The sequence below is a fragment of the Nocardia sp. NBC_01327 genome, from assembly GCF_035958815.1.
Taxonomy (GTDB): Bacteria; Actinomycetota; Actinomycetes; order Mycobacteriales; family Mycobacteriaceae; genus Nocardia.
The window spans coordinates 39070-64545 of record NZ_CP108384.1 but is presented as its reverse complement, the minus strand read 5'-3'; the positions used below and the strand labels follow the sequence as shown (position 1 = coordinate 64545).

The 25476-nt window shown below is 65.4% G+C and carries 17 protein-coding genes; 1 reads left to right on the top strand and 16 read right to left on the bottom strand.

Going from position 1 to position 25476, the window contains the following annotated elements; all coding sequences use genetic code 11:
* Window positions 1-344: 344 nt before the first annotated feature.
* From OG326_RS41905 to eccA, 16 genes are all read right to left on the bottom strand, one after another.
* Window positions 345-5243, bottom strand: coding sequence for an NAD-glutamate dehydrogenase (locus OG326_RS41905; protein WP_327146963.1), 4899 nt, complete (start codon window positions 5241-5243; stop codon window positions 345-347).
* 141 nt (window positions 5244-5384) lie between these two features.
* Window positions 5385-6086: a hypothetical protein gene (locus OG326_RS41900; protein ID WP_327146962.1), complete on the bottom strand. Its 702-nt coding sequence runs from the start codon at window positions 6084-6086 to the stop codon at window positions 5385-5387.
* A complete protein-coding gene (locus tag OG326_RS41895) occupies window positions 6083-7036 on the bottom strand; it encodes a discoidin domain-containing protein (protein ID WP_327146961.1) in 954 nt (317 codons plus the stop codon). The genes OG326_RS41900 and OG326_RS41895 overlap by 4 nt, the downstream gene beginning before the upstream one ends.
* A 130-nt stretch (window positions 7037-7166) precedes the next feature.
* Window positions 7167-7511 (bottom strand): helix-turn-helix domain-containing protein, encoded by a 345-nt coding sequence (locus tag OG326_RS41890; protein WP_327146960.1) that lies wholly within the window; start codon window positions 7509-7511, stop codon window positions 7167-7169.
* 34 nt (window positions 7512-7545) lie between these two features.
* Window positions 7546-9237, bottom strand: a complete 1692-nt coding sequence (gene eccE / locus OG326_RS41885; RefSeq protein WP_327146959.1) for a type VII secretion protein EccE — start codon at window positions 9235-9237, stop codon at window positions 7546-7548.
* Entirely contained in the window at window positions 9234-10592 is a 1359-nt protein-coding gene (gene mycP, locus OG326_RS41880; protein WP_327146958.1) for a type VII secretion-associated serine protease mycosin, read from the bottom strand. The genes eccE and mycP overlap by 4 nt, the downstream gene beginning before the upstream one ends.
* Complete coding sequence (eccD, locus tag OG326_RS41875; protein WP_327146957.1) at window positions 10592-12121, bottom strand: type VII secretion integral membrane protein EccD; 1530 nt, start codon at window positions 12119-12121, stop codon at window positions 10592-10594. Before eccD ends, mycP begins: the two co-directional genes overlap by 1 nt.
* A complete protein-coding gene (locus OG326_RS41870; protein ID WP_327146956.1) occupies window positions 12112-13554 on the bottom strand; it encodes a MinD/ParA family ATP-binding protein in 1443 nt (480 codons plus the stop codon). The genes eccD and OG326_RS41870 overlap by 10 nt, the downstream gene beginning before the upstream one ends.
* Before the next feature lie 34 nt (window positions 13555-13588).
* Complete coding sequence (locus OG326_RS41865; RefSeq protein ID WP_327146955.1) at window positions 13589-14416, bottom strand: ESX secretion-associated protein EspG; 828 nt, start codon at window positions 14414-14416, stop codon at window positions 13589-13591.
* A gap of 84 nt (window positions 14417-14500) precedes the next feature.
* Window positions 14501-14788 (bottom strand): WXG100 family type VII secretion target, encoded by a 288-nt coding sequence (locus tag OG326_RS41860; RefSeq protein ID WP_327146954.1) that lies wholly within the window; start codon window positions 14786-14788, stop codon window positions 14501-14503.
* Between the two features lie 44 nt (window positions 14789-14832).
* The gene (locus tag OG326_RS41855) at window positions 14833-15168 is read right to left on the bottom strand and encodes a hypothetical protein (RefSeq protein WP_327146953.1); all 336 of its coding nucleotides are present in this window, start codon (window positions 15166-15168) and stop codon (window positions 14833-14835) included.
* A gap of 111 nt (window positions 15169-15279) precedes the next feature.
* Window positions 15280-16590 (bottom strand): PPE family protein, encoded by a 1311-nt coding sequence (locus OG326_RS41850; protein ID WP_442791106.1) that lies wholly within the window; start codon window positions 16588-16590, stop codon window positions 15280-15282.
* A 61-nt stretch (window positions 16591-16651) separates the two neighbouring features.
* Window positions 16652-16972, bottom strand: a complete 321-nt coding sequence (locus OG326_RS41845) for a hypothetical protein (protein WP_327146951.1) — start codon at window positions 16970-16972, stop codon at window positions 16652-16654.
* A 125-nt stretch (window positions 16973-17097) separates the two neighbouring features.
* Window positions 17098-21099: a type VII secretion protein EccCa gene (gene eccCa, locus OG326_RS41840; RefSeq protein ID WP_327146950.1), complete on the bottom strand. Its 4002-nt coding sequence runs from the start codon at window positions 21097-21099 to the stop codon at window positions 17098-17100.
* Window positions 21096-22649, bottom strand: a complete 1554-nt coding sequence (eccB, locus tag OG326_RS41835; RefSeq protein WP_327146949.1) for a type VII secretion protein EccB — start codon at window positions 22647-22649, stop codon at window positions 21096-21098. The genes eccCa and eccB overlap by 4 nt, the downstream gene beginning before the upstream one ends.
* 26 nt (window positions 22650-22675) lie before the next feature.
* Entirely contained in the window at window positions 22676-24436 is a 1761-nt protein-coding gene (gene eccA / locus OG326_RS41830; protein ID WP_327146948.1) for a type VII secretion AAA-ATPase EccA, read from the bottom strand.
* Between the two features lie 186 nt (window positions 24437-24622).
* Between eccA and OG326_RS41825 the strand changes: the two genes are divergently transcribed.
* Window positions 24623-25066, top strand: a complete 444-nt coding sequence (locus OG326_RS41825; protein WP_327146947.1) for a hypothetical protein — start codon at window positions 24623-24625, stop codon at window positions 25064-25066.
* The last annotated feature ends 410 nt before the right edge of the window (window positions 25067-25476 follow it).

The following is a 25476-nucleotide window of genomic DNA, read 5'->3' as shown; positions in this document are numbered from 1 at the left end:
ATCCGTCGGAAATCTTCACAAAAGCCGTGTCAGAACTGCGGTATTACCATACTGGCCCTTCCACCTCGCGCGAGAACATCGACGCGTCCACCCCGACGACCATCAGATTGCGGCCTGATCAACGGTCACCGGAGAAGAGCCGCACCCCTGGGCCGACACCGGTGGGTCATCGAACGCAACAAGAAACTCGCGAAGGCGAGATCGAAATCGTTCACCTGAGACACGGTCTAGAGAAGCATGCGTACCGGAGTACCTCGTGGAGCGCGGGGACTCGCGTGAGTGGCTCACGTCGAGCCCCCTGCTCCCTGATCTCCTTCGCAGTGGGCGGGTAACTGACCTGAGGCTCAGTCGAGAGGCGGTGAGGTAGATACCACCGAATCGATGCTGGTCACTATGCTGCGCACCTGTCGAGCGGCCACTGACAGGGTTGCCAGGTCGAGGGTTCCGGTGGCGAAGATCTCGCTGAGGGCGGCTCGGGCTCGGACGAGGCGCGAGCGGTTGATGGATTCCCAGTAGGCGATTCTGTCCTCGGCGGTGTCCTCGGGTGCGGTCGCGTTCAGGACATCGAGGGTCAGGGAGCGCAGGGAGGCGTAGAGATCGTCGCGGACGGCGAGGCGGGCGAGGGTGCGCCAGCGGTCGGTCCGCTCGAGGCCGACCACGGCGTCGAGCAGGCGCTGGATCTCGAATTGCTGGTCGAGCGCGTAGTAGAGCGCGACCACTTCCTCTGGTTTCCGATCGGCGATTTCGGCGATGTCGAGCACGTCCAACAGCGGGAACCGGTAGATCAGCAGGTACACCTGCTCTGCCAGGTCTCGCGGGGCGCCGCGTTCGATGGCAATGCTCGAGCGGGCGCTCACGTTGGTGGCGATAGAGCCTGGCCGCCATGCGGGCACCATGGGGCTCAAGGCCCGGACACCGTCGCGGTACCGCGCGATATCCGCGCCGATCGCGACAGGCTGGGGACGGTTGGTCAGCAACCACCGGGAGGCGCGGTCAAGGGTGCGCTTGGTTTCCAGCTCGAGGTCGTCGCGCACCGCGGCGGGCATCGGGGCGGTACGGATACGGTCCCACAGCTCGTACAGGTCGAAGATCTCCGCGACCGCGGTGAATGCCCGCACCGCGTCGTCGGCGCTGACCCCCATCTCCTCCGCGAGGCGGAACACATAGGTGGTGCCGCCGTAATCGACAACGCGGTTGACCACACTGGTGGTGATAATCTGCCGCCGCAGTGGATGGCGGCGCAGCGCATCGCCGAACCGCTCGCGCAGCGGCTGCGGGAAGTAGTCCGACAGTGCGGATGCGAATGCCGGGTGATCGGGAAGACTTCCAGCCAGCAGCTCGCTCTTGAGTGAAAGCTTCACGTGTGCAAGAAGATTGGACAGTTCCGGGGAGAGGAGACCGGAGCCCTGCGTGATTCGACGTTGCATTTCCGCATCCGAGGGCAGTGCCTCCAGGGTGCGGTCGAGCCCTCGTCGCTGCTCGAGATCGGTCAGTAGCCGCCGGTGGACGGCTGCCATCTGCGGCGCGTGCGCGCGTGAGATGCCGAGCCGGAAGTTTTGTGAGATGTTGTCGCGCAGAACGAGTTCGACGACCTCGGGGGTCATTGCGGCCAGTAGTAGATTGCGCTGGAGAATCGACAGTTCGCCGGCAGCGACCACACTGTCCAGTAGGACTTTGATGTTGACCTCATGGTCGGAGCAGTCCACACCGCCGGAATTGTCGACGGCGTCGGTATTGCACCTGCCGCCGTTGCGACTGAATTCGATGCGGCCCAGCCCCGTCGCGCCGAGGTTGCCGCCCTCGCCGATCACCTTGACGCGCAATTCGTTGCCGCTCACGCGGATCGCGTCATTGGATTTGTCGCCGACATCAGCGTTGGTCTCGCTGCTGGCCTTGACATAGGTACCGATACCACCGCTCCACAGCAGGTCCGCCGGGGACTTCAGGATGGCGCGCATCAGCTCCGGCGGAGACAATGCCGTCACATCGGCCGCCAGCCCCAGCGCTCGGCGCACCTGCTCGCTGACCGGAATCGACTTCACCGTCCGGTCGTAGACACCGCCGCCCGCACTGATGAGCGACCGGTCGTAATCCGCCCAGGAGGAACGCGGCAGGGCGAACATGCGCTCGCGCTCGACGAACGAGATCTCGGGATCGGGATTGGGGTCGAGGAAGATATTGCGGTGGTCGAAGGCTGCCAGCAGGCGGATGTGCCGTGAGAGCAGCATGCCGTTGCCGAATACGTCGCCGCTCATATCGCCGACACCGACCACAGTGAAATCTTGTGTCTGGGTATCGATAGCCATCTCCGCGAAGTGGTGCTTGACGCTCTCCCAGGTGCCGCGGGCGGTAATGCTGATGGCCTTGTGGTCGTAACCGACCGAGCCGCCGGAGGCGAAGGCGTCGCCGAGCCAGAAGCCGTATTGCTGCGCAACATCATTGGCGATATCGGAGAAGGTGGCGGTGCCCTTGTCGGCGGCGACCACCAGGTAGGTGTCGTCACCGTCGCGGCGTACTACCCGAGGCGGCGGTACCGCACGCCCGGAGGCGGAATCGATATTGTCGGTGAGGTCGAGCAGTCCGGAGATGAAGGTGCGGTAGCAGGCGATACCTTCGGCCTGCACCGCCTGCCGGTCGGCCACCGGGTCGGCGGTGGCGGCCGGGGGCTGCTTCACCACGAATCCGCCCTTTGCCCCGACGGGGACGATGACGGCGTTCTTGACCGCCTGGGCTTTCACCAGGCCCAGGATCTCGGTGCGGAAGTCATCGAGACGGTCAGACCAGCGCAGTCCTCCGCGCGCGACGGGGCCGAACCGCAGGTGCACGCCCTCGACCTTCGGTGAATACACAAAGATCTCGAATTGCGGTCGCGGTTCGGGTAATTCGGCGATAAGGCGCGGATCGAACTTGAACGAGAGGTAGTTTCGCGCCTCACCCGAGTCGTCGGTCCGGAAGTAGTTGGTCCGCAGCGTTGCCCCGATGAGGCCCAGGAGGGCGCGCAGAATGCGGTCGGTGTCCATACTCACTACCGCATCGATCTGCGCCTTCAGGTGTTCCTCGATGGCGACGGCCCGTAGCGTGACCAGTTCACCGGTACGCGCGGGATCGAAACGGATTTCGAACAGTTCGAGGAACGAACGCGCGGTGTCCGGATGGCTCTGCAGCATTCGCGTGATGCTGCCGACGGAGTAGGCGAAACCGGCCTGCTTCAAATACTTGGAGTAAGCGCGCAGGACCGAGATCTGCCGCCAGGTCAGCCCCGCCCGCAGCACCAGTTCGTTGAGGCCGTCGATTTCGGTGCGGCCGAACCACATGGCCGCCATGGCGTCGGCGAAATTGTCGCGAACACCGTTCTGCGGCAACGCTGTTCGATCGGTGGGACCGGTAATGTCACGCAGCAGTACAGTAGGCACGCGCAGGCCGAAATCGTAGATCCAACGGCGGGACCCGTCGGTGAGGGTCATGGGGTAGGGGCGCTCGTCGAGGACCTCCACACCGAGGCTGTGCAGCATGGGCAACACCCGGCTCAGCGACACCTCGGCGCCGTGGATGTAGAGCGTGAACCGCCACTCCCCCGCCGGCGCGGCAGGGTTGCGGTACAGATTCGTATCGATGGAACCTTCGCTGAGACTGCGGAGGCGGCGCAGGTCGGCGAGCGCTCGGTCCGGCGCGAACTCCTGCCGGTAGGTCGCCGGGAAGGAGGTGGCGTCGTCGCTGGCAACCTCCTGCGCCACTTCCGATCCCACCGCGGCCTCGGCGACCATCAGGTCTGTCCAGGACCGTGTGGTGGCGAACAGCAGTTCCTGGATTCGCTCGCGATTGGTCTCGGAGACATCGGCCGGGGACGCATCGGCGGGGCGGTGGACCGTGAAATAGACCACGGCGAGCTCCGATTCGGTGGCCCGGGCGGAGTAGCCGAGCTGTTCGGCGTCGAATTCGGCGCGCAGGATCTCGCGCATGCGCAGGCGTACTTCGGTGGAGTATCGGTCCCGGGGCAGGTACACCAGGCAGTAGACGGCGTTGCTGCGCGGATCGGGCCGCAGGAACAGCCGCACTTGCCGTCGCAGGCCCAGATCCATGACCGCAGAGACGGTTTCGAACAACTGGCGCGCATCGGTGGAGAACAGCTCGGCGCGTGGAAAGGTCTGCAGCATTTCCAGCAGCGCCTGGCCGGAGAACGAGTTCAGGGCGAATCCTGCCCATTCGATGACCTCGTGGACCCGCCGCGAAATCACCGGAATGTCGAGAATGTTCTCGTGCTGGCCGGTCACGGTGAAGGTTCCGATGAACAGATGCACGCCCCGTAGCCGCACCGGAGGACCGAACTTGGCGTCGGGATCTGTTGTCGAGGTGTCGATATCGGAGATGCTGAATATATAGCCGTCGGGTGAACCGGGCAGCACTGCGTCGAGGGAGCCGCCCGACAGGCGTAGCACAGTGTGGTCGGGGGTGAAGACCGGAATGTCGATATAGGCGGCGAGCTGCTCGTGCAGAATGCCCAGTCCCGCGGTGCGCAGCAGCATCGGATCGGCAGTTGGCATCGTCGGGGAATCATCGATGCGGCGGTAGCCGTAACCGAGCAGGGTGAAGCGGCCGTCGCCGAGCCAGCGCAAGAGTTGCGCGCAGTCGGCGCTCTCGAGGTCATCGGAATGGGCTGCAGCACTATCGAGGTCGGCGGCCACCTCCAGCGCGGTGGTCGTCATGGCGGCGGTGTCCTGTGCGATCCGGCGAATCACGGCCAGCAGCGCCGAGAGTTCGTGGTCGATACTGTCGAGCAGTTCCTCGCCGGTGCCGACGGCGAGCTGTACGTGGATCCAGGATTCCGAGGTCCTGTGATCGCCGACCTCGAGGTCGGCGCCGGCGCTCGGGGCGACGGCGCGCAACCGGCCATGATTGTCGCGCAGCACATCGAAGACCGGGTGCACGACTTCGGTGACGACGGCGCCGAGCCGGCGCAGCATCGAGGACACCGAGTCGACCAGCAGGGGCATGTCATCGTTGACGATCTGGATCGCCGGGCCGAGGCCACTGTCATCGCCCGGCCGATACACGCGGGTGGTCGCGGAGCCGGGCCGGCGCGAGGTCGCCAGTTCCAGATGGTGCCGGAAGATCTGTCCGGCACGATCTGTCACGGTCGAGGCCGAGGCATCGGGCCGTATCCAGCGGAAGTAGACCGCCTCCAGATCCGCAGGATTCTCGCGGAGTTTTTGCAAAGAAAGCATCTGCAGAGCGGTCACCACCATGGTCCGCACCTTCCCAAGATATGAGCCGTACCCTGCGGTCACAGCACTTGTATAACGTGCCGCTATTTGACGGCTCATCATTTAATGTAACAAAAGGGTTCGGCTACGACGAACGTCTACGACCACTGGTGGGGAGGGTGTTCATCGGAGCAACCCTGATCGCCGCAGGAAGGTTCGGGCGCCGGAGCTACTGGCGAAGGATCCTGTCTCGATCCGCGAACCGGAGCGGGCATCCGCGTACCAGACCTCCCATGCCGGACTGATCGCCAAGAAGACAGCGCCGTCCGCAACAACTGCCGGACCGGCGGATCGCCACTGCCGCAGGTCCTCTGACAACCGGTTCGCGGAATCGACTCGCACCGCCACGGGCAGATCTCTGCCGGAGCCGATCCCGCCGGCCAACAACGAGTCGGTACTGGGGATGACACACTGGTCGCCCTCCGCGGCCGATCCCCCATGGCGGCATACCGCGGCCGAACGTAGGCCGTCCGGCAGTGCTTCGACCGGACCGATTCCGCCGATGGGTGGCAGACCGGGTGACCACAGGTGCAGGATCACCACCGCGACCACGGCGATCGCCACGATGCCCACGATCGCGGCGCGCCACTGCTGGAACGGGCCTTCCAGCGCCTTCACCGTGTCCGCTACCACGCCGCCTGTCTTGGCGGCCGCCTTTTCGACCCGGCCGGCCACCACCGCAGCCCCCGCGACGGCCTCACCGGCGACGGTCAGCGAATGCCCGAATCCCTTGTCTGACAGAGGTGCCCCGCAGTGCGCACAACTCGAGGCGGTGTCGGGGTTTCCGCGCCGGCAGTAGTCGCAGATCTGTGCGAGAGCGCTCAATGTCCGGTGATCACAATCGATGAGAGGGCGATCGTATTGATGCTCGGGTCGCCTTTGGAGGCCAGCACGGTCACTACGATTCGGGAGGCACTGACCGGCGGATTCACTTTCGTGACGACGAGAGCGCGCTGATCCATGGTCTTCTGGGTGTAGGTGGTCGCATTGGCGTCGTCGAACTGATAGGAAACTCGGCTGGCAGTGCGGTATTTCGGCCACTGATCGACACCGTCGGATCCGACCGCATCCCAGCCGGGGGTAATGCCGATCGATTCAATTTGGTAGGAGCGGCCGAGATCGATCGTCAGCACTTGGCCGTCGACCTTGTAGGCGCGCGTGCACGACCACGCCTTCCCTGCGCCGGCGAACGCGTCCATTCCTGGAGTTCCGCCCGGCGGGCAGTGCGACTGGGCGGATTTCACCTCGATGGCGGAAGCGGAGACCGCGGTGGTCGTGGTGGGCTGGCCTGCCGCAGCGGGGCTCGGCGCGGCGGTGGCGAAGACGGTCTGGTTGTCGGCGGGGTGTTCTCCGCCGCCGCTGAGCAAGGCCACGATCAGCACCACCACCAGGACGCCGCCGATCACCAACGCCACCTTCGGTTTACGGATCACGATGAGCAGATCGCGCATCGGATCAGCGAAACGTGAAGTGGCGAAACGTGATTCTATCGCGGCAGCGGGCGGCGCCGGCCGTTCGGCGGTGTCGGGCTCCGGTGCGGACTTGGTCTCCGGCAGTGGCGCGGAGAAATCCATCGAGGCGAAGTCGCCGGGCGTCTGACCGTTCAATAAGGCCAGGATTCGTTCGCTGGCTTTCGCTCCGCCTCCGGTTCGAGGCGCCGGATCGGGGTCCGGCGACGGCAGCGATTCGTCGGTGCCGAATACGCCGAGTGGTTGTTCCTCGGGTTCGGGAGCGGTGGTCCATCCGAGTGACGGATCGGACAGCAACGCTTCCAAGACTATTTCTCGATGGTGGAGAAAGACATCTTCCGAGTCCTCGCCGGGCATGGTGCGGATCGTATCCGCGTCGGGAGGCGCTTCGTTTCGATGCTATTCCCGCTGACGAGAAGTCCTGTGCGACAGCGAATTAGCGGTTCGGCTCACCGGTGACAAAGTATTCGGGGGGTACGTCGAATACTCGGGCCAGCGCGATGATCAGGTCCAGCCGGGGAATCGCGTCACCGTGGATGAGCCGGTACAGGCCGGACTGGGAGATCGGCACGTCCGGATAGGTCAATTCCAGGTGCTGTGCAAGGGAATACAGCGTCAATGACCGGGTCGCGCCGCCGTCCTCGGTCGACACCATGGATTCGGAGATCAGGTCCGACAGCCGGCTCGAGAAGAGTGCGGCAGCCGCCTGGCGTGGGCTGAGTTCATCCTCGTCACCGGGTTGCCGGCCGTCACCATTGCTCGACTCCAGTTCCGCTACCACGCCGAAAGACATTACAGCCCCGCTTCTTTGCATCTCATGCGCCGGCCATCGGAGCGAGCGCGGCGGCTTCCGCTCCCGCGAGCAGCGGATCTGCCGCGGGTTCGAAGTAGCGGGTTTCGCCCCGCGGTTCGATGAGATCTACCCGCACTGTACGCATGGGAATACCGATCTCGACCGTTGTCTCGGCGATCTGCTCGATCAGCAGGTCGGTGGGTTTGCGGCGGGCGGTGCCCGGATCCCCGATGGTCACTGTGGTCTGCGCACCGGAGCCCCGGGGCGGGACCTGGTCGAATACCTCGACCGTGGCGGGCTCGAATCCTGCGGTTTCGTCCGGATCATCGTCGGGGCCGGGGGCCAGCCGCAGGGCGAGCGGGTCTCCTACCGCAGCGACCAGAGAGAGCCAGCGTTCCGGGCGTGCGGAGTGGATTTCGATGCTCGCTCCCACGACCATCGTGCGCAGCACGAATTGCTGGGCGACCGGGAGCATCGCCCGGATGTCGACGGCGCGGCGGCGCGGCTGAAAGTGAGCCGGATCGAAGAGCGGCAAGGCCAAGGTGTGGTGTGGCTGACCGCTGATGGTGCCCACGATCTGACCGTTGGGTCCGATCGGTATGTCGAGCCCGGCCAGTATCTCCGCGGAGGCGAAAACGCGGCTGTCCTCGGACGGCAAGTGGTGCACCGACATCGAGCCCGGCAGGGTCGCCTGCAGGGCGCTCGATTGCAGTCCATGCAGCGGTAGCAAATAGGCCGGTAGGGCGTTGTCGGGCTCCGGTCCGATGAAGCGCACCAGCCCGCGCGCGCCGCTCGATGTGGTGGAGAGCCCGATCACGAGCGTGGTCCAGCCCTGGTTCCAGCGCCAGCAGTCGTCGAGGCCGGCCTCGGCGAGCCCGGACCAGTCGATGGCGAAACAACTGACCCGGCGTCCGGAGGTGGGCAGGTCGAGGTGATTCCAGGTTTCCCGCAGCTCCGGCAGTCGGACACCTTCGTGCAGTGATTCGGTGGCTTCGCGGACCGCGCTGGCGGGCAGCACCTGGGCGGCGATCCCTCGTTCGCGCAGGTGCTCGGAAATCCGTTGGGCCGCAACGGCCAGGGCGCGTGGACCCGATACGGCGCAGGGTCCGCGCCGAGTCAGGGCCACGAGATTGCGTTCCAGATCCAGGCGTACTACCAGCCGGGTGAGTCGTTCACCGACTACCGGATGTGAGCCGATCAGCTGGTCGTACACCATGCTGTAACCGCCGTGCTGGCGCGCTCGGCGACCGGTGGCCACGATGTCGATGTCCAGGGTGATTCCGTACTGCTCGAGCATAGGCAGCAGGAGGTCGATCGGCAGGGTGTCTTCGGTGTAGATGGTCTGCTCGGTGATGATCGTGGGCAGGTCGAGGTTGGGAGCGAGTTCGATCATTGCGATCAGTATCGAATCCCCGGAAACGATGCCGCAGAGACCGGCGGCGACGTCCACGTCGATCACCTCTGCCTCGATGCTTCGGCGGCGAGCCCGTGTGGTCAGACCGAACCGGAATCGCCCTCGGTCCACTAGCCATTGCGCTGCCGTCCGCTCCCGCACACGCACAATCGCGACGGTCAGCAGTGCTGATACGACCAGCCCGGCCGTCCACCACGGCGTGCTCGCCGAGAGCCAGGCCAATACCGGTCCGCCGCCGATGACCAGGACGGCGAACGACGTTCGGCTGATCCCGCCGATCCCGATCCGGGCGCTGCTCACCCCTGCCTCCGAAATATGGTGTGCGCCAGTCCCATACCGAATCCGAGCAATACGGCGAAGGCGACTACGCCCGCGAGGGTGAATCCGGGGCGCAGGTCCTTCGGTCGCGACGGAGCGGGCATGACCAGCCTGGTTCCGCGATAAAGCCCGGCAGGTGACTGTGGCGGGGTGCGATAGCTCAAAGCCGCTGACGGATCGATCAATCCGGCGCCGAGGGTGTTGTCGATTCCCCGGGCCGGTGCGTGGGCGCTGGCCTGTAGTCGTGCGGTGATTTCGGCGGGGGTTTCGTTCGGGAATCGTGATCGCAGCAGTGCCGCCACCCCGCTGACGTAGCCGGTGGCGAACGAGGCTCCGCCGACCGCGCCGAGTTTGTCGGGTGGCCCGACGCCGTTGATCAGTCCGCCGCCGCCCGGTCCGAGCGATTCGATCCCGGTTCCCGGTGCCGCGACCGATATCCAGGGTCCGGTCAGGGAATCAGGCATCGGTTCGCCGGTCGAGGCGGTGCAGCCGACGGTGAGGACATCGGGTTGGAACCAGCCGGGGGTCGAGATGGTCTTGACGCTGTCCCAGTTCCGGGGATCGGTGGGGCGGGCCGGATCGATGTCGGGGTTCTGTTCGCAGTTCTCGCCGCCGGTGTCGCCGGCGCCTGCCACGACCAGGGCCCCCTTCGTGTGTACCGCGTAGCCGATCGCGGAGGAGAGCGCCGATTGGTCGACCCCGAGTTCGGCGGGGACACAGATCGGCAGAGCCACGGTGATTACCTGCGCTCCGAGGTTGGCTGCTCGTGTGATTGCCCGTGCCAAGGTGTGGATTTCGACGGTGATCTGTTGTGCCGGATCGTAATTCACGGCGTCCTTGGGGCTGAAGGCTCCGGAACGGTAGCGGAGGGAGATGATCCGGGCGGCGGGGGCCACTCCCCTGAAGCCGTCGGCGGGATCCGGTGCGGCCCCGACGATCCCGGCGATCAATGTGCCGTGTGCATCGCAATCGGAGAGTCCGTCGCCGCCGGTCTCGACGTAGTCCCCTCCCCCGATCAGGTTGGGCAGCCGCGGGTTCGGGCTGACGCCGGTGTCGATGATCGCCACCGTGACGCCCGTTCCCTCGCTCAGGGCTCGTGTATGCCGCAGATCCAATGCCCGTTCTGGTGGCGGAGCCTGTGTGAGATCGCTATTGGGTAGTGCGCCTGCGGCTAGACAACCTTTGTCCTGTTTGGTCGGCAACTCCGGGCGTGGCGGGTCGTCGGCGGGCTGTGTCCCGGTCACTATCTCCGGCGGCTGTACTGCCCCGGCGGGCGCGGCCACCCCTGCCAGCGCCAGTCCCGCCGCGAGCAGAGCGCCAATACCATTGCGGCGCATCAGATTGCTCGCATCGCAGTGTAAATGCCCATGATCCAGCAGGCGCTCACCGGGACGATGAGGATGAACAGGTACTCGATCAGGTCGATGATCCGCCGTACGACCGGTGAGAGTCGCACGGTCGGCAGGCGTATACCCGCAGCGCATCCGGCGATGGCCGCGGCGGTGATCACGAGGGCGACCACCAGTCGGGCCGGCGCCGATGCGTAGGCGCCGACGGTTACGAATCCGACACCGATCGCGGTCACACCGGCGGCAGCGATCAGCGCGATCGCCTGCACTCGGTCGGGGTACCAGCGCGCTCGCATGACGAGTATCCCGGCGACCGCGATGGCCATGACGATCTCGCGTATCCCGCCCGGGCTCGAGGCGACCGAGAGCACGGTCGCCCCGGCGAGCATGGCCGAGGCTGCCACGATCAACCCGCGCAGACCGGTCACGGCCAGCCTTGCTCGGCTTTCGATGGTACCTGCAGCCCGATCCTGGCGCGGATCAGCGAATAATTCTGCGGCCATGTCCATTTCGTCCGAGGGAGCCGACTCGGAATCGAAGATATCGGTGAGCGTGCTCGCCGAGACTTCGCGGCCCGGATCGGGCAGATCCGACGGCCGGATGCGGGCCACGAGCACCGCCAGGCGGGGTGCCGCGGTCAGCAACAGCAATCCGGCGAGGACCGCGCCGGCGGTGGTCTGGTGCACCGATATGTCGAAGTAGGTGATGACGCTGGCGGCGAGCCCTATCAGCAGCCCCAGCACGGCTGTCTCGAGGAGGAATGCCGTACCGGTCGTGGCCGAACGCAGTCGCAGCGCGGCGAAGACCGCGACCACGGCGGACCCGGCGGCGAGATTGGCCGCGGTGAAAGGTCCCGGGTGCCCGTACTGCGTCGGCACGACCATGGCTGCGCCCGCGAAGAGGAGCGGTAGGGCGGACGCGGTCAATCCGAGCCCGAGGGAGCCCGGGGTGTCGCGGCGGCGTACCGCCATCGCCGCGACGGCACACGCGATGCCCAGAATGAGCGCGGGAAGCGCGCACCAGAGCAGCGAACCGGTCTTCGTCCACGACCACGACAGCAGCACGGCGACGACGATCGACCCCACGCCGAATGCGCACACTCCCGCTAATTCGGCTGTATCCGAGTCGAATTCGGCGAACTCGCGCTCGTTTATACGGGCCAGCGCATCGGTGATGTCCTCTACCAGCGGACTGAACGCCTCGGCGGATTCGGTGGTCGAGAGCACCAGCAGCGCGCCGTCGGCGATGTTCTGGTCCGCGAGGGTGCTCCAGCTCGGGATAGGCGTATGGCCGGGTCGCGCGAGGGTCCAGTGCCCGGACTCCGCCCGGAAGTCGACCGTGTCATCATCGATCGCTTCCGCCAGCACGGCGAGCAGGTCGTTGATGTAGGTCTCGATACTGAATTTCGTCGGAAGCACCACGTCGACCTGGTAAGTGGCGACCATGATCGCCACGCGTGCCCGCGCGACTTCCGCGGGGGTGGTGGGCGAGGCCAGTGTCGGGGCGCTCACTGCCATCCTCCTCGGGTGTGGTGGGTGTACCCGGTGGTGAGGGTGGCCGGGAATCCGTCGGCGAGGGTGGCCGCGAGCTCCTCGAACGCGAGCGCGGTGTCGCTGTCGAGTAGGCGCAGGTCGATCTCACCGCCTTCGGTGAGGTGTTGGTCGTAGGGGATGACGAAGGTCGGGCGCTGCGCGGTGGCGAACAGCTCTTCGATCCGGGCGGTCTCGACGACCGGTTTGGCCGGGTGCTGGTGGACGATCGCGATCGTCGATTTCGCGGCGAGCCGGTACTGGCCGTGGGAATTGAGCCATTCGAGGGTGGCGACGGCCCCGGTGACGCCGCGGACCGTCGCCGGGGTGACCACCACGACCGCATCGCTGGATTCCAGGACGGCGGTGGTCGCTGAATCGAAAACGCCTGTGCCGCAGTCGACCACGAGCAGGTTGTAGTGACGGCGCAGGATGGTGACGGCGGAGAGGTATTCCGGGCCGGACAGCGCGGCGACGGCGGCCGTCGACCAGGGCGAGGCGACCACGGCCAGGTTGGCGGAGGTGATGGCGGCGAAGGACTGCACCGCGGAGAAGGCGTCCAGCTGTGGTTCCTGCGCAAGGTCGCGCAGCGTCAGACCGTAGGGATGCCGGTTGGTACGGCTGGACAGGTCGCCGAAATCGGGGTTCGCGTCGATGGCCACGACCCGGTCCGGGCGCAGCGCGGCGAAGGTCGAGCCGAGGGTCGCCACCGTGGTTGTCCGGCCCGCTCCGCCCTTCACATTCAGCACAGCGATCTGATACGTCGCGGTCAGCTGGCGTCGGATGCGGCCGTGACGGTTTTCGGTCGCCTGCTCGGCGGGCGACAAACCGATATTGAAGCCGACCTTGTTCAGCGCACCGCGCATACCGGCGGTGGACCGGAGATGAGCCTGCCTGCTCGCGGCGATATCGGCCAGCAGTTCAGCGGAAGTCAGCGCGATAGGAAAGACCTCGACCCGGTCCGATTCCTGGCCGCCCCTCCGCTCGGATGCCGGAGGCGCGGCCATCGGGATCGCCTGATCCGGCCACCGGACGGCGGGAGGCGCGGCGGTGGGCGGTGGCGCGGGCGCAGCGGCCGGAGGCAGGGTCGAAGCACCTGACATCGCGTACTGGTCGAAGCCCGCGTTCACAGGAGAGGTGTGGGAGGGACTAGGGAATCCCGAGTTCGCAGCCGGTGCGCCTGGCAGCGCGGACCCAGGCATCTGCTCCGGGACAGCCGCCTGCGCGACGTCGCCGTGCGGTCGGGCCGTCGGAATATCAGCGGTGGGTTGCTGATGACGGGTACCGCGGCCGGTGACGGTTTCGCGCCAGATTCTGCTGGAGGCCTCGCTGTCGTCCGACTCGGCGAAGTAGGCGTCGTAGCCGCCCGGAGTCCGCACCGAACCTGCGGCCTCACCATTACTGCTGGGTGCTCGGTTCAATTCCCTCATCCTCTCGAAAATCCCAGAGGGACAATCACATTCGTCTGGTCTGGAACCAGCTGCGGCCGGGTAGCAGTTCAACCAGCGCCCGGATGCCCGCGTGCAGGGTCGCCTCGTCGCCGGGCAGATACGTGGAGTGCACCTCTCCGTTCATGGCGCGCTGAGGGATGACCGCGATCCGGCCGGACTCGGTGTCCAACACGCTCAGGCACAGCTCCAGCGCGGCATCCGCGCCGTCGTGGTGTTCGATCATCAGCACTTCGGCGCGCCGCACGATCTCGTCCATCGCGCGGGTGAGCACCGTCGCGGTGTGCGATCCCGCGCCCAGCTCGAGCAAGGCCTGGCGTCGTTCCGCCGGATCGGAAGGGACTTCGGCGAATTGGTCGCCGGTGGCGGTCAGCGGCCTGAAACCGAGCGCGGGTACCGGTCCCAGAGCAGCGATCAATGCTGCCGCCACAGCATCGAGTCGCTCGCCTTCGGTGAATACCGATTGGATGACGACATGGTCGTCACAGCGCACAGCGAGCACATGGCTCCCGCCACGGCGGACCAGGGACAATCGCAGCATCCTGCGCTGTTCTTCGGGCAGTGCGGTATCCACGATGCGGGCCGCCAGTTCGACGTCCGGCCGGTACAGACAATGCAGCCACTGCTCGACCACCGGATGTACGCCGTCGTCGCTGAGGACGCCGATCTCGCGGAGTTCGGCGGCGACGACGGCGCGTACCCGGTCGCGATCATCGATGCGGTAGATATTCGGCAGCACAGCAAGTACCGATGGATATGAGTCGATGCCGACCAGGTCTTTCAACAACAGGGCGGCATCGACATTCAGATCGATCGCGACGGGATCGTTGTTCACTTCTTCACCGATGTCCGGTTGTGGAATGCAGCCCGAGCCGCACCGAGAGGGGTGGCAACCGGCCGAGCCGGGGCTGCATTACCACTAGGCGATGTGGTGGAAGTTGACGCCAGCGGCGTGGTCAGTCGTATTCATAAGAGCGGCCGCGTTAACGATCGCAGTGCGGGAGGCGGTCAGACTGTCGTGGTAGGGATTCATTTTGCCGTCGAGTACGGCCATGATTTCGGTGTAACCTTGCGCGCCCGCACCTTGGAAGCTGTTCAGGAGGTCTGTCTTCAGGCTGACGATGCGGTTGTAGTTATCTTCCATTCCTTGGATGATTTGCAGGAGACTGCCGGTGTGCTGGTCAACCTCGTCGAAGTTGTATTTCATGGAATATCAGCCTTTCGTATGAGTTGGTGTCGACTGCGAACGGATCATGCCCAATTGGTGTCAACCTTGGAAGTCCCCGCGCCGACCTTGGCATTGAGCTGGGAAGCGGAATCGAGATCGGAATTTTCGACATGCACACCCGTTACCTTCAGCTGGTGTACGATTTCATACAGGGTAGCTGCCAGAGAATAACCTTTTTGTACCGCATCTCCGACGACATTCTGTATGGCATTTCCGGCACCAGGACTGACTACAGCAGTTGCAAGGCCCCGCTGAACTTGGGTCATCGATGTCAGATATGCCTTTAACTCGTCGTAGCAGCCCAGGGTGCTATCTCCGACCTGATGCAGTTTGTCGGGCTCACCGGTATAGATAGCCATTTCGAACTTCCTTTCGTGATTTGGCATTGAGTGCGCCCCAGAAATTTGTTGGGGACGTTTCGGGATGAATAATTCGGAGGTTGGATTCGAATCTTCGGCGGGTCGGAACCCCTAATGCAGTAGCTGCTCCGTAGCTGATTCCTGCTCGGCGTCGGTGTCGCTGTATCCGATGACGCCGATTGCTGGCGACTGTTCGAGCGTCGGCGCTTCCTGCGGTTCGCCGGGTGAGAACGCCTTGGTGGAGCTGTGTTCTTCCGGGTCGCGTCGCCGTCGCAGCCGCTCCTCGGGTGCGCTGGCACCTCTGGGCGCGGTCCGCTGCGCTATCGGCTCGGAGGTGGCGTTGCTCGCTGTGGATCCGAAGGCCCGAGTGGCTCCCGATGTCCAGGTGGTCGGCATGCGAAACCCGGTGGCAGTGCCCGACATTGCGGCAGCTCCGCCGGTGGTCATGCCGAGCGGGACCACACTGCCCACGCCTCCATTCAGTCCGGCCAATGTGGTCGAATTCGGTGATGAGCCGTGGAAGCCGCTGGCCGGATCAAGCATTGTCCCGTCTCCGCCGGCAGCATCGGCTCCGGGGTTACTCGGGGCCTCGGCAGGTGGAAGTGCCTGTTGCACAACGGAAACCGGCTGTGAAGCATCTGCCCCAGGCGGGGTAGATTGCCCACTCCCACCGCCCTGCTGGCCAGGGCTGCCGTTGGCCGGTCCTCCGCCTGCCTGAGTCTCGCCGCCTCCGGCACCCACCTGGCGCGGAGCCGATCCACCGAGGACGGGCCCGGCGCCAACCCCGGCACCCGTCCCACCACCTGGCAGCGAGCTGAAACTGCTTCCGGCTAAGTCGATTCCGGCCGGTGCACCTCCGAGAGCCGAGGGCAGCAAGTCTGCGGGTATCGCACCTACGGGGTTTCCACCGGCGATTGGAGGAGGGGTGGCAGGGGGTGGCAGCAGTGACACAAAAGCCCCGGCATCCGCCGCGTAACTGGCCATCGTCATCGCAGCGGCTACCCACATGGCTAAGTACACGCTCTCGAGGCCCGCGATTGCCGGGGTGTTCTGCCCCATGTTGTTGGTGAGTACCAGCGCGTGTTCCGCCAGTTTCACAGCATTGATTTCCGGCACCTTCGGCATGGCGCCCCACGCCGTGATAATGGCACCGGCAACCATCGTCGCCAGATAGGACGCCAGCCCCGCATTTTCGGCCTGCGTGCGCAACCACGCGGTGTCGATACCGAATGCCTGCTGCGCCTGCTCGGCCGCCGGGCTGCTCCATGCAACGGACATCGCGCCCATAGAGGCGTCGGACGCGGATGCGGCGGCGGCCAGCGCGACGCTGATGGACTGGTACGCGGCAGCAGTAGCCATGAGGGGACCCGGGCCGAGACCTGCGAACAGTAGTCCGGCATTCCACTCCGGGGGAAGCGCCATAAAGTCGAATGCAGGGGAAAAGGCGGGGGAAAGCATGTTGTCTCTCGACCGGGCGATGCGGTTAGGTTGCCAGCCCGGCGACCTGTGCCGTGACTTCGGCGCCCCCGGTTTGATCGCTCGCCGCATACATGAGGCTCACCGGACCGAGCAACTCCGCCCTCGTCTGCATGTGAGCCAGCCCGGTCGCGGTGACGCCGAAGAACTGAGGCTGATAGGCATGGAATGCAGGCCCGATTATGCTGGTAGACACGGCGTCACAGCCGGCGGATCCCGGCAAGGCCGCCGCTGCTGCCGCGGCAATGACTGAAGTCAGACTGGCGTGATTCGCGCTCAGTTGCGCGCTGATGACCGGGAGATCCTCGGGGAGGATTTCGAGAGCCATGATCATCTCCTAACGACTGGTTACCAGTTCGAGTGGAAGCGGTACAGCAAACGCTATTGCATTCCCAATGTTGGGAAGATGACTTGTTTTAGGGTATCGCCGCTGGTCAGAGGAGAAAGTTTGGCCTACTTTGCCTGTGTCGGCATGGCGGCCTGAACGAGGTCGCGGCGGGCAATGAGCGGTTCGACGAATATGCCTCGGCCGACCGGTTGTTTGGTTGCCTTCACATCGCCAATGAGCATGCCGTCCAATTTCGATCCGTCCATGACGAACCCTGAGGAATTCAGGTTCTTGATCTGCCCGAGCACGTTGTCGTACATGGCTGAATCGGCTTGGGCGATATTGCGCGCGGCGATCACATGCAGGCCGGTATCGCGGCCGTCGACAATGAGGTCCTTGATCGGATCGAGCGGATTGAGCTGTCCGCGCTGGGAGACCATGTGATAGTCGTCCACCACGACGAAGATCTCCGGACCTGCCCACCAGGAACGGTCCTTGAGCTGCTGTGAGGTCACCCCGTCCGGTGCGCGGCGATCACGCATCTTCGCCGCGAACGGTTTCAGCCCGTCGGTGAGATCGCGTTCGCTGGTCAAGTATCCGAGCAGCATTTTTTCCGGCAGCGCGTCCATATGCTGTCTGCGATAGTCGATCAGTAGCACGCGCGCCTGTTCGGGGGTGAACTGGCGGCGGATCGATTCCAGGAACGCCGCGAGCACCGTCGATTTGCCGCATCCGGAGGATCCGAGCACCACCAGGTGGGTCGAGACGGCGAAGTCGACTGCGGCCGGGCTGAGATCTGATTCGCGCAGGCCGAAGGGCAGCACGAGCCGCTGGGCGAGCGTGGCGGCCGGGGGCAGGGGCACGCTGATGTCATCGATGCTGAGGCGTGCGGGCAGCAGTTTCACCTCGGGTGCGCGGCGGCCCGGGTAGGTGCGGATGAGTGTTTCGATGGCCGTATTCAGGCCCGTGGCAAGGGATTCCGTGTCGGTGACTCCGTCGATGCGCGGTAGTGCGGTGAGCATGTGCAGGGCGTCGGTGGATATGCAGCGGCCTGGGCGGTTCGCCGGGATGGCGGCCACGGTGTGACGGTGCGCGGTGAATACGGTGTCGGTCAGGTCGCCCAGGCGCATCTCCAACCGGGTCTGGATCAGATCCTTGATCGCGGGCCGGACGGCGGCCCACCGGGAGCTACTGATCACCAGGTGAATTCCGTAGTTGATACCTTGCAGTGCAATGGATTCCACCGAAGGGAGGTAATCGTCGAAAAATGGCCCACTGGGGCTGAATCCGATGTCCCAGCCATCGATGACGAGGAAGACATCGCCGTGTTCGTCGCCGTGCGCGGTGAGCTGAGCCGCTTCCCGAGGGGAGGTGCGGCGTCGGCGGAACTCGCGCATGGAGTCGATGCCCAGGTTCGCGAACAAGGCTTGGCGGCGCGCGAGGAGGTTGTTCAGCAGTGCGAAGGTGCGGCGCACCCGGTCGCCGTCGCGGACCGCGGCGATCGAGCCGATATGCGGCAGTGCGCGTAGTGCGGACAGTCCGCCGGAGAAGTCCAGGCAGTAGAACTGCACCTGCTCGGGGGTGTGGGTGAGGGCCGCGGACAGGATCAAGGTCTGTAGTGCAGTCGATTTACCCGACTGGGGGCCACCGACCACCGCGACGTGCCCGCCGGCGCCGGACAGGTCCACCGACCAGATGTCCTGGCGTTGCTGGCGTGGCTTGTCGACAATGGCCCATGGCAGTTGCAGACTGCCCGCCGGTACCGACTTCACGAGCCGGTCCAGGGTCGGCGGCGCGATCAAGGGCGGCAGCCACATACGGTGCGCGGCCCGGCCCTGCCCGGCGAGCTCCTGCAGGACGGTCTCCATGACGGTCACCGGTTCGATACCCGGGGCGTCCGGCGCGAGGAGCAGTTGAGGTTCCGCAGTGACAGTCTGCATTTCGATAATCGGTGCGGCGGTGAAGCATTGGGGGGCTCGATATCCCCCGCCCATGCGGCGTGCTCGCTGCGCACCGGGGGCGGCGGCCTGCAGCGCGGGCACATAGGGGGCGCCGACATAGGCGGCCTGGAATCGTTGCAGATCGCCCGCGCCTACCCGCAGGTATCCGGCCCCGGGCTTCTTGGGCAAATGGTAGGCATCGGCGGTGCCGATGGCGTCGCGGGAGTCGCTGGTCTGGTTGGTACGCAAGGCAATTCGATAGGACAGGTGCGCTTCGAGCTCTCCGATCCGGCTGGAGGGCACCTTCTGTGAGGCGAGCAGCAGGTGGATGCGCAGGGAGCGCCCGAGCCGGCCGATGGCGACGAAGAGTTTCGAGAAGCTCGGGTGTTGTTCCAGCAGTTCAGCGAACTCGTCGAGGACGATCAGCAGGGTGGGCATCGGGTCGATCTGGGCGCCCTGTTCGCGGGCGCGCTCATAGTCGGCGACGCTGGCGAAATTGCCCGCATCGCGCAGAATGCGTTGCCGCCGTGCCATTTCGCCGCTGATCACGTCCTCCATGCGGGTGACGAGATCGGCCTCTTCCTCCATATTGGTCACGACGGCGGTCACGTGGGACAACCGGTCGAAGCCGAGGAATGTCGCGCCACCCTTGAAGTCGACCAGAAGTAGGTTCAGCGCGTCGGGTGAGTGGGTCGCTACTGCCGAAAGAACGAGGGTGCGGAGGAATTCTGATTTGCCTGAGCCGGTGGCGCCGATGCACATTCCGTGCGGGCCCATTCCCTCCTCGGCGGATTCCTTGATGTCGAGGTAGACCAGGCCACCAGCGGGGTCGTATCCGAATGGGATGTTCAGCCGTATACGGTCGTTGTCGCGCCGGGTCGTCCAATGTTGGTTGATTCGAATGTCGCCCGGATCGTCGATTCCTACCAGTTCTTCCCATGAGGTGCCTACGGCCTGTTCGGCCGTGACCGCCTCGATAACGGTCGAAAGCCGGTAGGGGGCAAGGCTCCTGGCCAGGGAAGTGCTGGCGGTGACCGACATGGTGTCCGCGTCGCCGACCCGGCGCAGGCCGCGGGGGGTGACTTCGTGCAGGGTCCGGTCCTCGCCGATGGTGAAGCGCAGGGCCCGCGGCAGCGGCTGCTCGGTACTGCCGAGTCGCAGCCAGGTGCAGCCGTCGATGCCGGAGATGTCCCGTTCGTTGGCGGCGCCGCCGACACCGACGATCAGCAGGAAGTGCTTGCGCTCCGAGGAGGGCTGGCTGTTGGCCGAGAACGGTCCCCGATTGAGCCCCGCCAGGACTTTCGACCGCAGTTCCGCGACGGTGCGATACACCATCCGGCTGGAGCCGATCGCGTCCTGATCGCCGGGATGTTGGGTGTGCGGCAACCATTTCAGCCACGCCCATTCCGGCGCATCCGGGTCGGGGAGCACTGCGGCGATGCCGACCTGGTCCGGGCCGTGCAGCACCACGGCCTCGGCGAGGATGGACCGCACCAGGGCGGCCACGGTCGCTGCTTCGCCGCCGATCTCCACCTCGGGTGTGGAGAGCAGATTGATGGCGATCGGCATGCCGCCGACCGTGGAGTAGGCCTTGGCGAACCGGGTTACCTCGACCACGCCGACGGGGTCGAGGTCGGCCAGCGGGGCCGCCTCCGGCACGATCACTCGCACCTGGTTGGCGATCCGGCCGCGGCCGAGGCGCACCCGCAGGAATTGCTGGCTGGCGACCTGGATCTCCCACATGCGCTGTCCGCCGACCAGCCCGCCGATCGTGTCCGGTCCGGGATGGGTGTAGAGGAGGTAGGCGTGCAATTCCGCCTCGGAAGTGAGCACGGTTTTGCGGTGTTCGGCGATGCTGCGCAGGTAGTCCTTGCGTTCCTCATTGAGTGCGGCTCCCCCGGCGCCACTGCCACCGAATGCCCCGCCCAGCGTGCCGGCGAGCGAGCCCAGCATCATGACCGGGAAGAGCATCGAGGTCGGTGACAGTGCGCCGCCGCCGCGGAACATCATGACCATCATTCCGGCCATACCTGCCATCATGATGACCGGCATGATCATCTTGATGCGGGACTGCGGAACAGGTTTCGGCAATTCGGTGGGTGGTTGCAGCCGAATCTCCGCCACCGCAGGCACTTTCGGACCCCGGACCATGCGGGCGGGACGGACGAATCGGCGCGTGGTGGTCACGGTTGTCCTCCAGGCAGAGGTGCGGCGTTGCGGTCGGGGCTGATGCCGTCGTGCTGGATCCGCGCGTCCTGCTGCGACAGGGTCGGGCCGACGGCGAACAGCGCCACAATGTTCCAGGGGGCAGGGAGCGGGTTGCGCAATGCGAGCGCCGTCAAAGTGGTGTCGCCGCTGGACTCCGGCTGGGCGGCGATGCCGTATCGCACCCCACTGTCGGAGATCCAGTACAGCGCCTCGCGCAGCGGTGAGGCCGGGTCCATTCCGGTGACGCGGACATAGCGCCCGGTGTCACGAGGGAGATAGGCCGCGTCCGCGGTAGCGCCGTGTGAGCCGAACGCGGTGACCAAAGGGACTGTGCGGGTGAGCTCTTCGGTAGCGAGTGGAAGTTGCCTGCCCACCAGGAGCTGGGTGACCGCGTTCGGATCGGCGGGGTTGCGGGACCAGTGGTAGCAGGTGACGCCGTACCGTTCGGGATCCACGATGTGTACTGCGGTCGGGGGGTAACTGGTTGTGCCGGGCCAGCCGCCGGGACGCAGATTGGTGGCGATGACATCGGGGCCGACGGCGGTGGTGGTCATCGCACCGTGTGAATCGGCATTGCGGATCATTGCCGCCAGGACGGCACTGATCTGCACGACGCCCGATTCGGAGACCAGGTAGTACCCCGCACCGTGGTCGACGGTCGATATCGTGAGTACCGAGCCGACCGGGACGGTCAGTCCCGAACTGAGCGTCGTGGTCTGCCCCGCGCCAGGCACGTCCGGAACGCGCAGCGGCGGCGCTTCCGGGAGGGAGTCCAGCAATCCCTGCGAGACGGGCATCACCGGTGTGGTCGCGTCGATTCCGAGCGCCAGTACGACGGCAGAATCAGCGAGATTGATTGCCGCGCGGACAATTCCGCGGTCTTGGTTCGCATACACCAGCCAGGTGATCCCGCCGTTGCGAAGCAGCCGAGCCTGACCGTCCGGTAGCGGGCCGATGGTCTCGCTGCCGAGAGTCAGGGTGCTTCCGAGTACGACGGTGCGGATCGGGGACCGGCTGGTGGTCGGCAGCCCGGTGGTCTGGTCGACCGGCGCTGCCGCGCTCGTCGTAATGCTGTCGCACACAGTCCAATCGGAGTTCCTGCCGCCGGTATCGGCGATGCTGCCGGGTGCGCCCGCAATGCCCACGAGTGGGCCGCGCGGGTATTTGGCCAGCTCGTCCTGGGATACCTGCACCGGATTCTCCGGTGCGCCGACAATGAGGCGCGCGGAGGTGAGGTTGAGGGCCGGGTACAGGCGGCCGCCGACATGGACGAAGAGCGCACCGGAGCCTCGCTCCGCGACAATGTGTGCATCGCCCACCGGTTTGGCGGGCTTGAAGAACGCCATGACCGCCGATCCCGCGATGACCACACACGCCAGGGCAATACCGACCGACAGCGCGGTCGTGCGACCGCGCTGTGGATCGTCGATCATCGAGGCGTCGCGCCGGACCAGCGCATGTTCGATGCGCCGGAACAGAAATCGCCAGCCGGAGATCTGGTGTTTGGTCACCACGCGGAAGCGCGCCACCGTTGTGTGTTCCTTCCCTCGCGCCGTCAGCCTGCGGCGGCCGGCGCCAAACCCTCCAGGGCGGTGATGATGTCGGCCTCGGTGATGGTCATGAGGTCTTCATTGGTCATGGTGGCGATGTCGGTGAGCTCGCGGGTGAAGCGATAGTCGCGTTCGGCTTCGGCGGCTTCCACGGCATTGCGCACGAATCGTCCGTTGCCGGCCAGGTCGATCAACCGTCGCCCATTGCGAGTCTGCGTGGAGAGTCGCTCGCAGCGGTCGTGCAGGGCTTGGCGGGCGTCGCGGGAGAGTATCGAATCTTTTTTGTTCGCCACATGATCGGCGATGCGGACGAGTTCGTCGGCATCGTAGCTGGCGAAGCGGACGCGCTTGGTGAAGCGGGAAGCCAGCCCGTCATTGGAGGCGAGGAAGCGGTCGATCTGGTCCTCGTATCCGGCGATGATCACCACCAGCTTGTCGCGGTCGTTCTCCATACGCGCCAGCAGGGTGTCGACTGCCTCCTTGCCGAAAGCGTCGCCGCCCGAAAGGCCCTCTTGGACAAGGGTGTAGGCCTCGTCGATGAACAGCACTCCGCCCAGCGCCGAATCGATCAGCGCGTTGGTCTTGGGGGCGGTGTGGCCCAGGTGGGTGCCGACCATGTCATTGCGGGAGACCTCCACGACGTCGGAGTTCTCGACGACGCCCAGCCCGGCGAAGATTTTGGCGATGACCCGGGCGATGGTGGTCTTGCCGGTGCCGGGTGGGCCGGAGAAGATCAGATGATGGGACCTGGAGTCCACGGCGAGGCCACGATCGGCGCGCACCTGGTCCATCAGCACACCGGATTTCAGCCGATTCACCTGCTCTTTCACCGAGTCCATGCCGATCTGTGCCTGCAGGAGATCGGAGGCTTCGGTGAGCAGGGATTCGCGTTCGGAGCGCGCAGCCGAGCGCGCTCTTTCGGTCGGGTCGTCGCCGGTTCGGGGATCCCAGCGGTTGGTGCGGGTCGCGATGACGTCGCTGGTCGAGATTTCGAAGCGGTAGGTCTTGTCTGCGACGGCCCGCTGCCAATCCTGGTGCTGCGGCCACAGCGCGGAACCCTGCAGCCCCTTGAGGATTCGATCAGCGGCTTCATGATCGCCGTTGTGGCGCAAGACCATTCCCAGGAGGAAGTGCGCGTCCGCCCAGAGGTAGGAGAGATTGCCCGAGGCGCTGTCCTCGACAATGCGTTGCGCCCGGGGCAGAGCCTCACCGAACCGGCCCATATGCGCCAGAGCCTGTGCGGTCATGAGTTCGGCGGCGATATCGAGCAGCCCGTCCTCGATAGCCGGTTTGGTAATGCGGAATTCGATCACATCGGGCCAGCGCCGGGTACGGAAGTACAGCGACAGCCGGATGAAGTCGGCGACGTCGTCGCGCGGCACCTGATCCAGGATCGCCTCGGCCTCTTGCCATTCCGCCCCTTCGGCGTATTGGCAGACCTGCGCGAGGGCTATCTGATCGCGGTCGGCCATGGCCACCCGCAGCCCATACATGCCGATCTCGACCTGACACCACAGCGCCCGGTCGGGCAGACCCGCCCACTGCTGATCCCGATAGAGATTGTGCACCGATCGGTAGGCCCCATAGATGACCTCTTCGGAGATCTCGCCCGCCATGGCCCGCCCGAGCCAGGCATCGCACATATCCGGATCGAGACCGGTCGCCGCCCGGAAGGCCGCCAGCGCGTGCTGCTCATTGCGCACGCCCCCGGCAACCAATCCGAGATTCTGAACTCCCGTATAGAACGCGTCCTCGGCCGCTGACAACTCGGTCTTCCCTTCCGCCGATCCCGTCTGCACGAAGGGTAGACACGAGGCGGACAGCGAACTTCCCACTGATGGGGATATCCGGAACTGCCTGTTCGGCACCGAATGCCATGGTTGAACGGCTTCCGTGGGCATAGCCCAGTACGGGCCACCGCCCTTTCTCCCCGGCTGTGAAAGGGCAGAGACATGGCCATCCCTCTGCACATCAATCGCGTGCACGCCATAACTTCCGCGATCTCGGCGACCGCCGGGCAACTCACCCCCGAGTCCGTCGCCGCAGCATGCGCGGTCGAACTCCTCGACGTCGAGTGCGCAACGCCCGAGGTCCGCGAACTACAGGGCTGCCCAGCCGACGGCCCGTTTTCCATTGTCTCGCTTCGTCTTCCACTGACCGAGCATCGAGGGCCGTCGCCGGCGCTGATCCTGACCCCCCGTGCCGGGGCGCGCCTCTACCAGTCCGATCTGGAGAAGGATTTCACCTTCGCGCGCGATCTCATCAGGATCGATCCGCGCATCCGCCCGGAGGGCACCGTCTCTTTCTTGGAGCAGCGTGATGACACCACGCTGACCTTCGAATTCACCGGCCGGTCAAGGCTTTTGCGAAAGCTGACCATCCAGCAGAATTGCTGACCGCGAACCCGGCGGTGTGTAGGTGAGTGTTCCTGGTGATGGGGCCGCCATCGCGAAAGCATTGGCGAGTGCGGGCGAGGAGTTGGTCGGCGCCGCAGACAACCTCATACAGGCGGGGGCAGGATGGATGACTAACGTCACCGGTGGTCTTCGCACCAATGTGGCGCAAGAGGTCCCGAGTCGGTCGAGTTCAGGCAACTGTACGACAAGATGGGTCGGCGTTGGCCGACATCGGTCAATGCGGTGCCCTGCGCGGCTGGGACGCCATCGACGGATCCGACGCCTGGTCGAATAAGGAGTGGGCCGTGCTCAACCGGACCGCGCTGGTTGGTCGATCGACGAGCCACAGCAGGTGTTCTTGAATCCTCGTTCGGGGACACCAGGCCAACAGGAATCGGACGCACATGCCC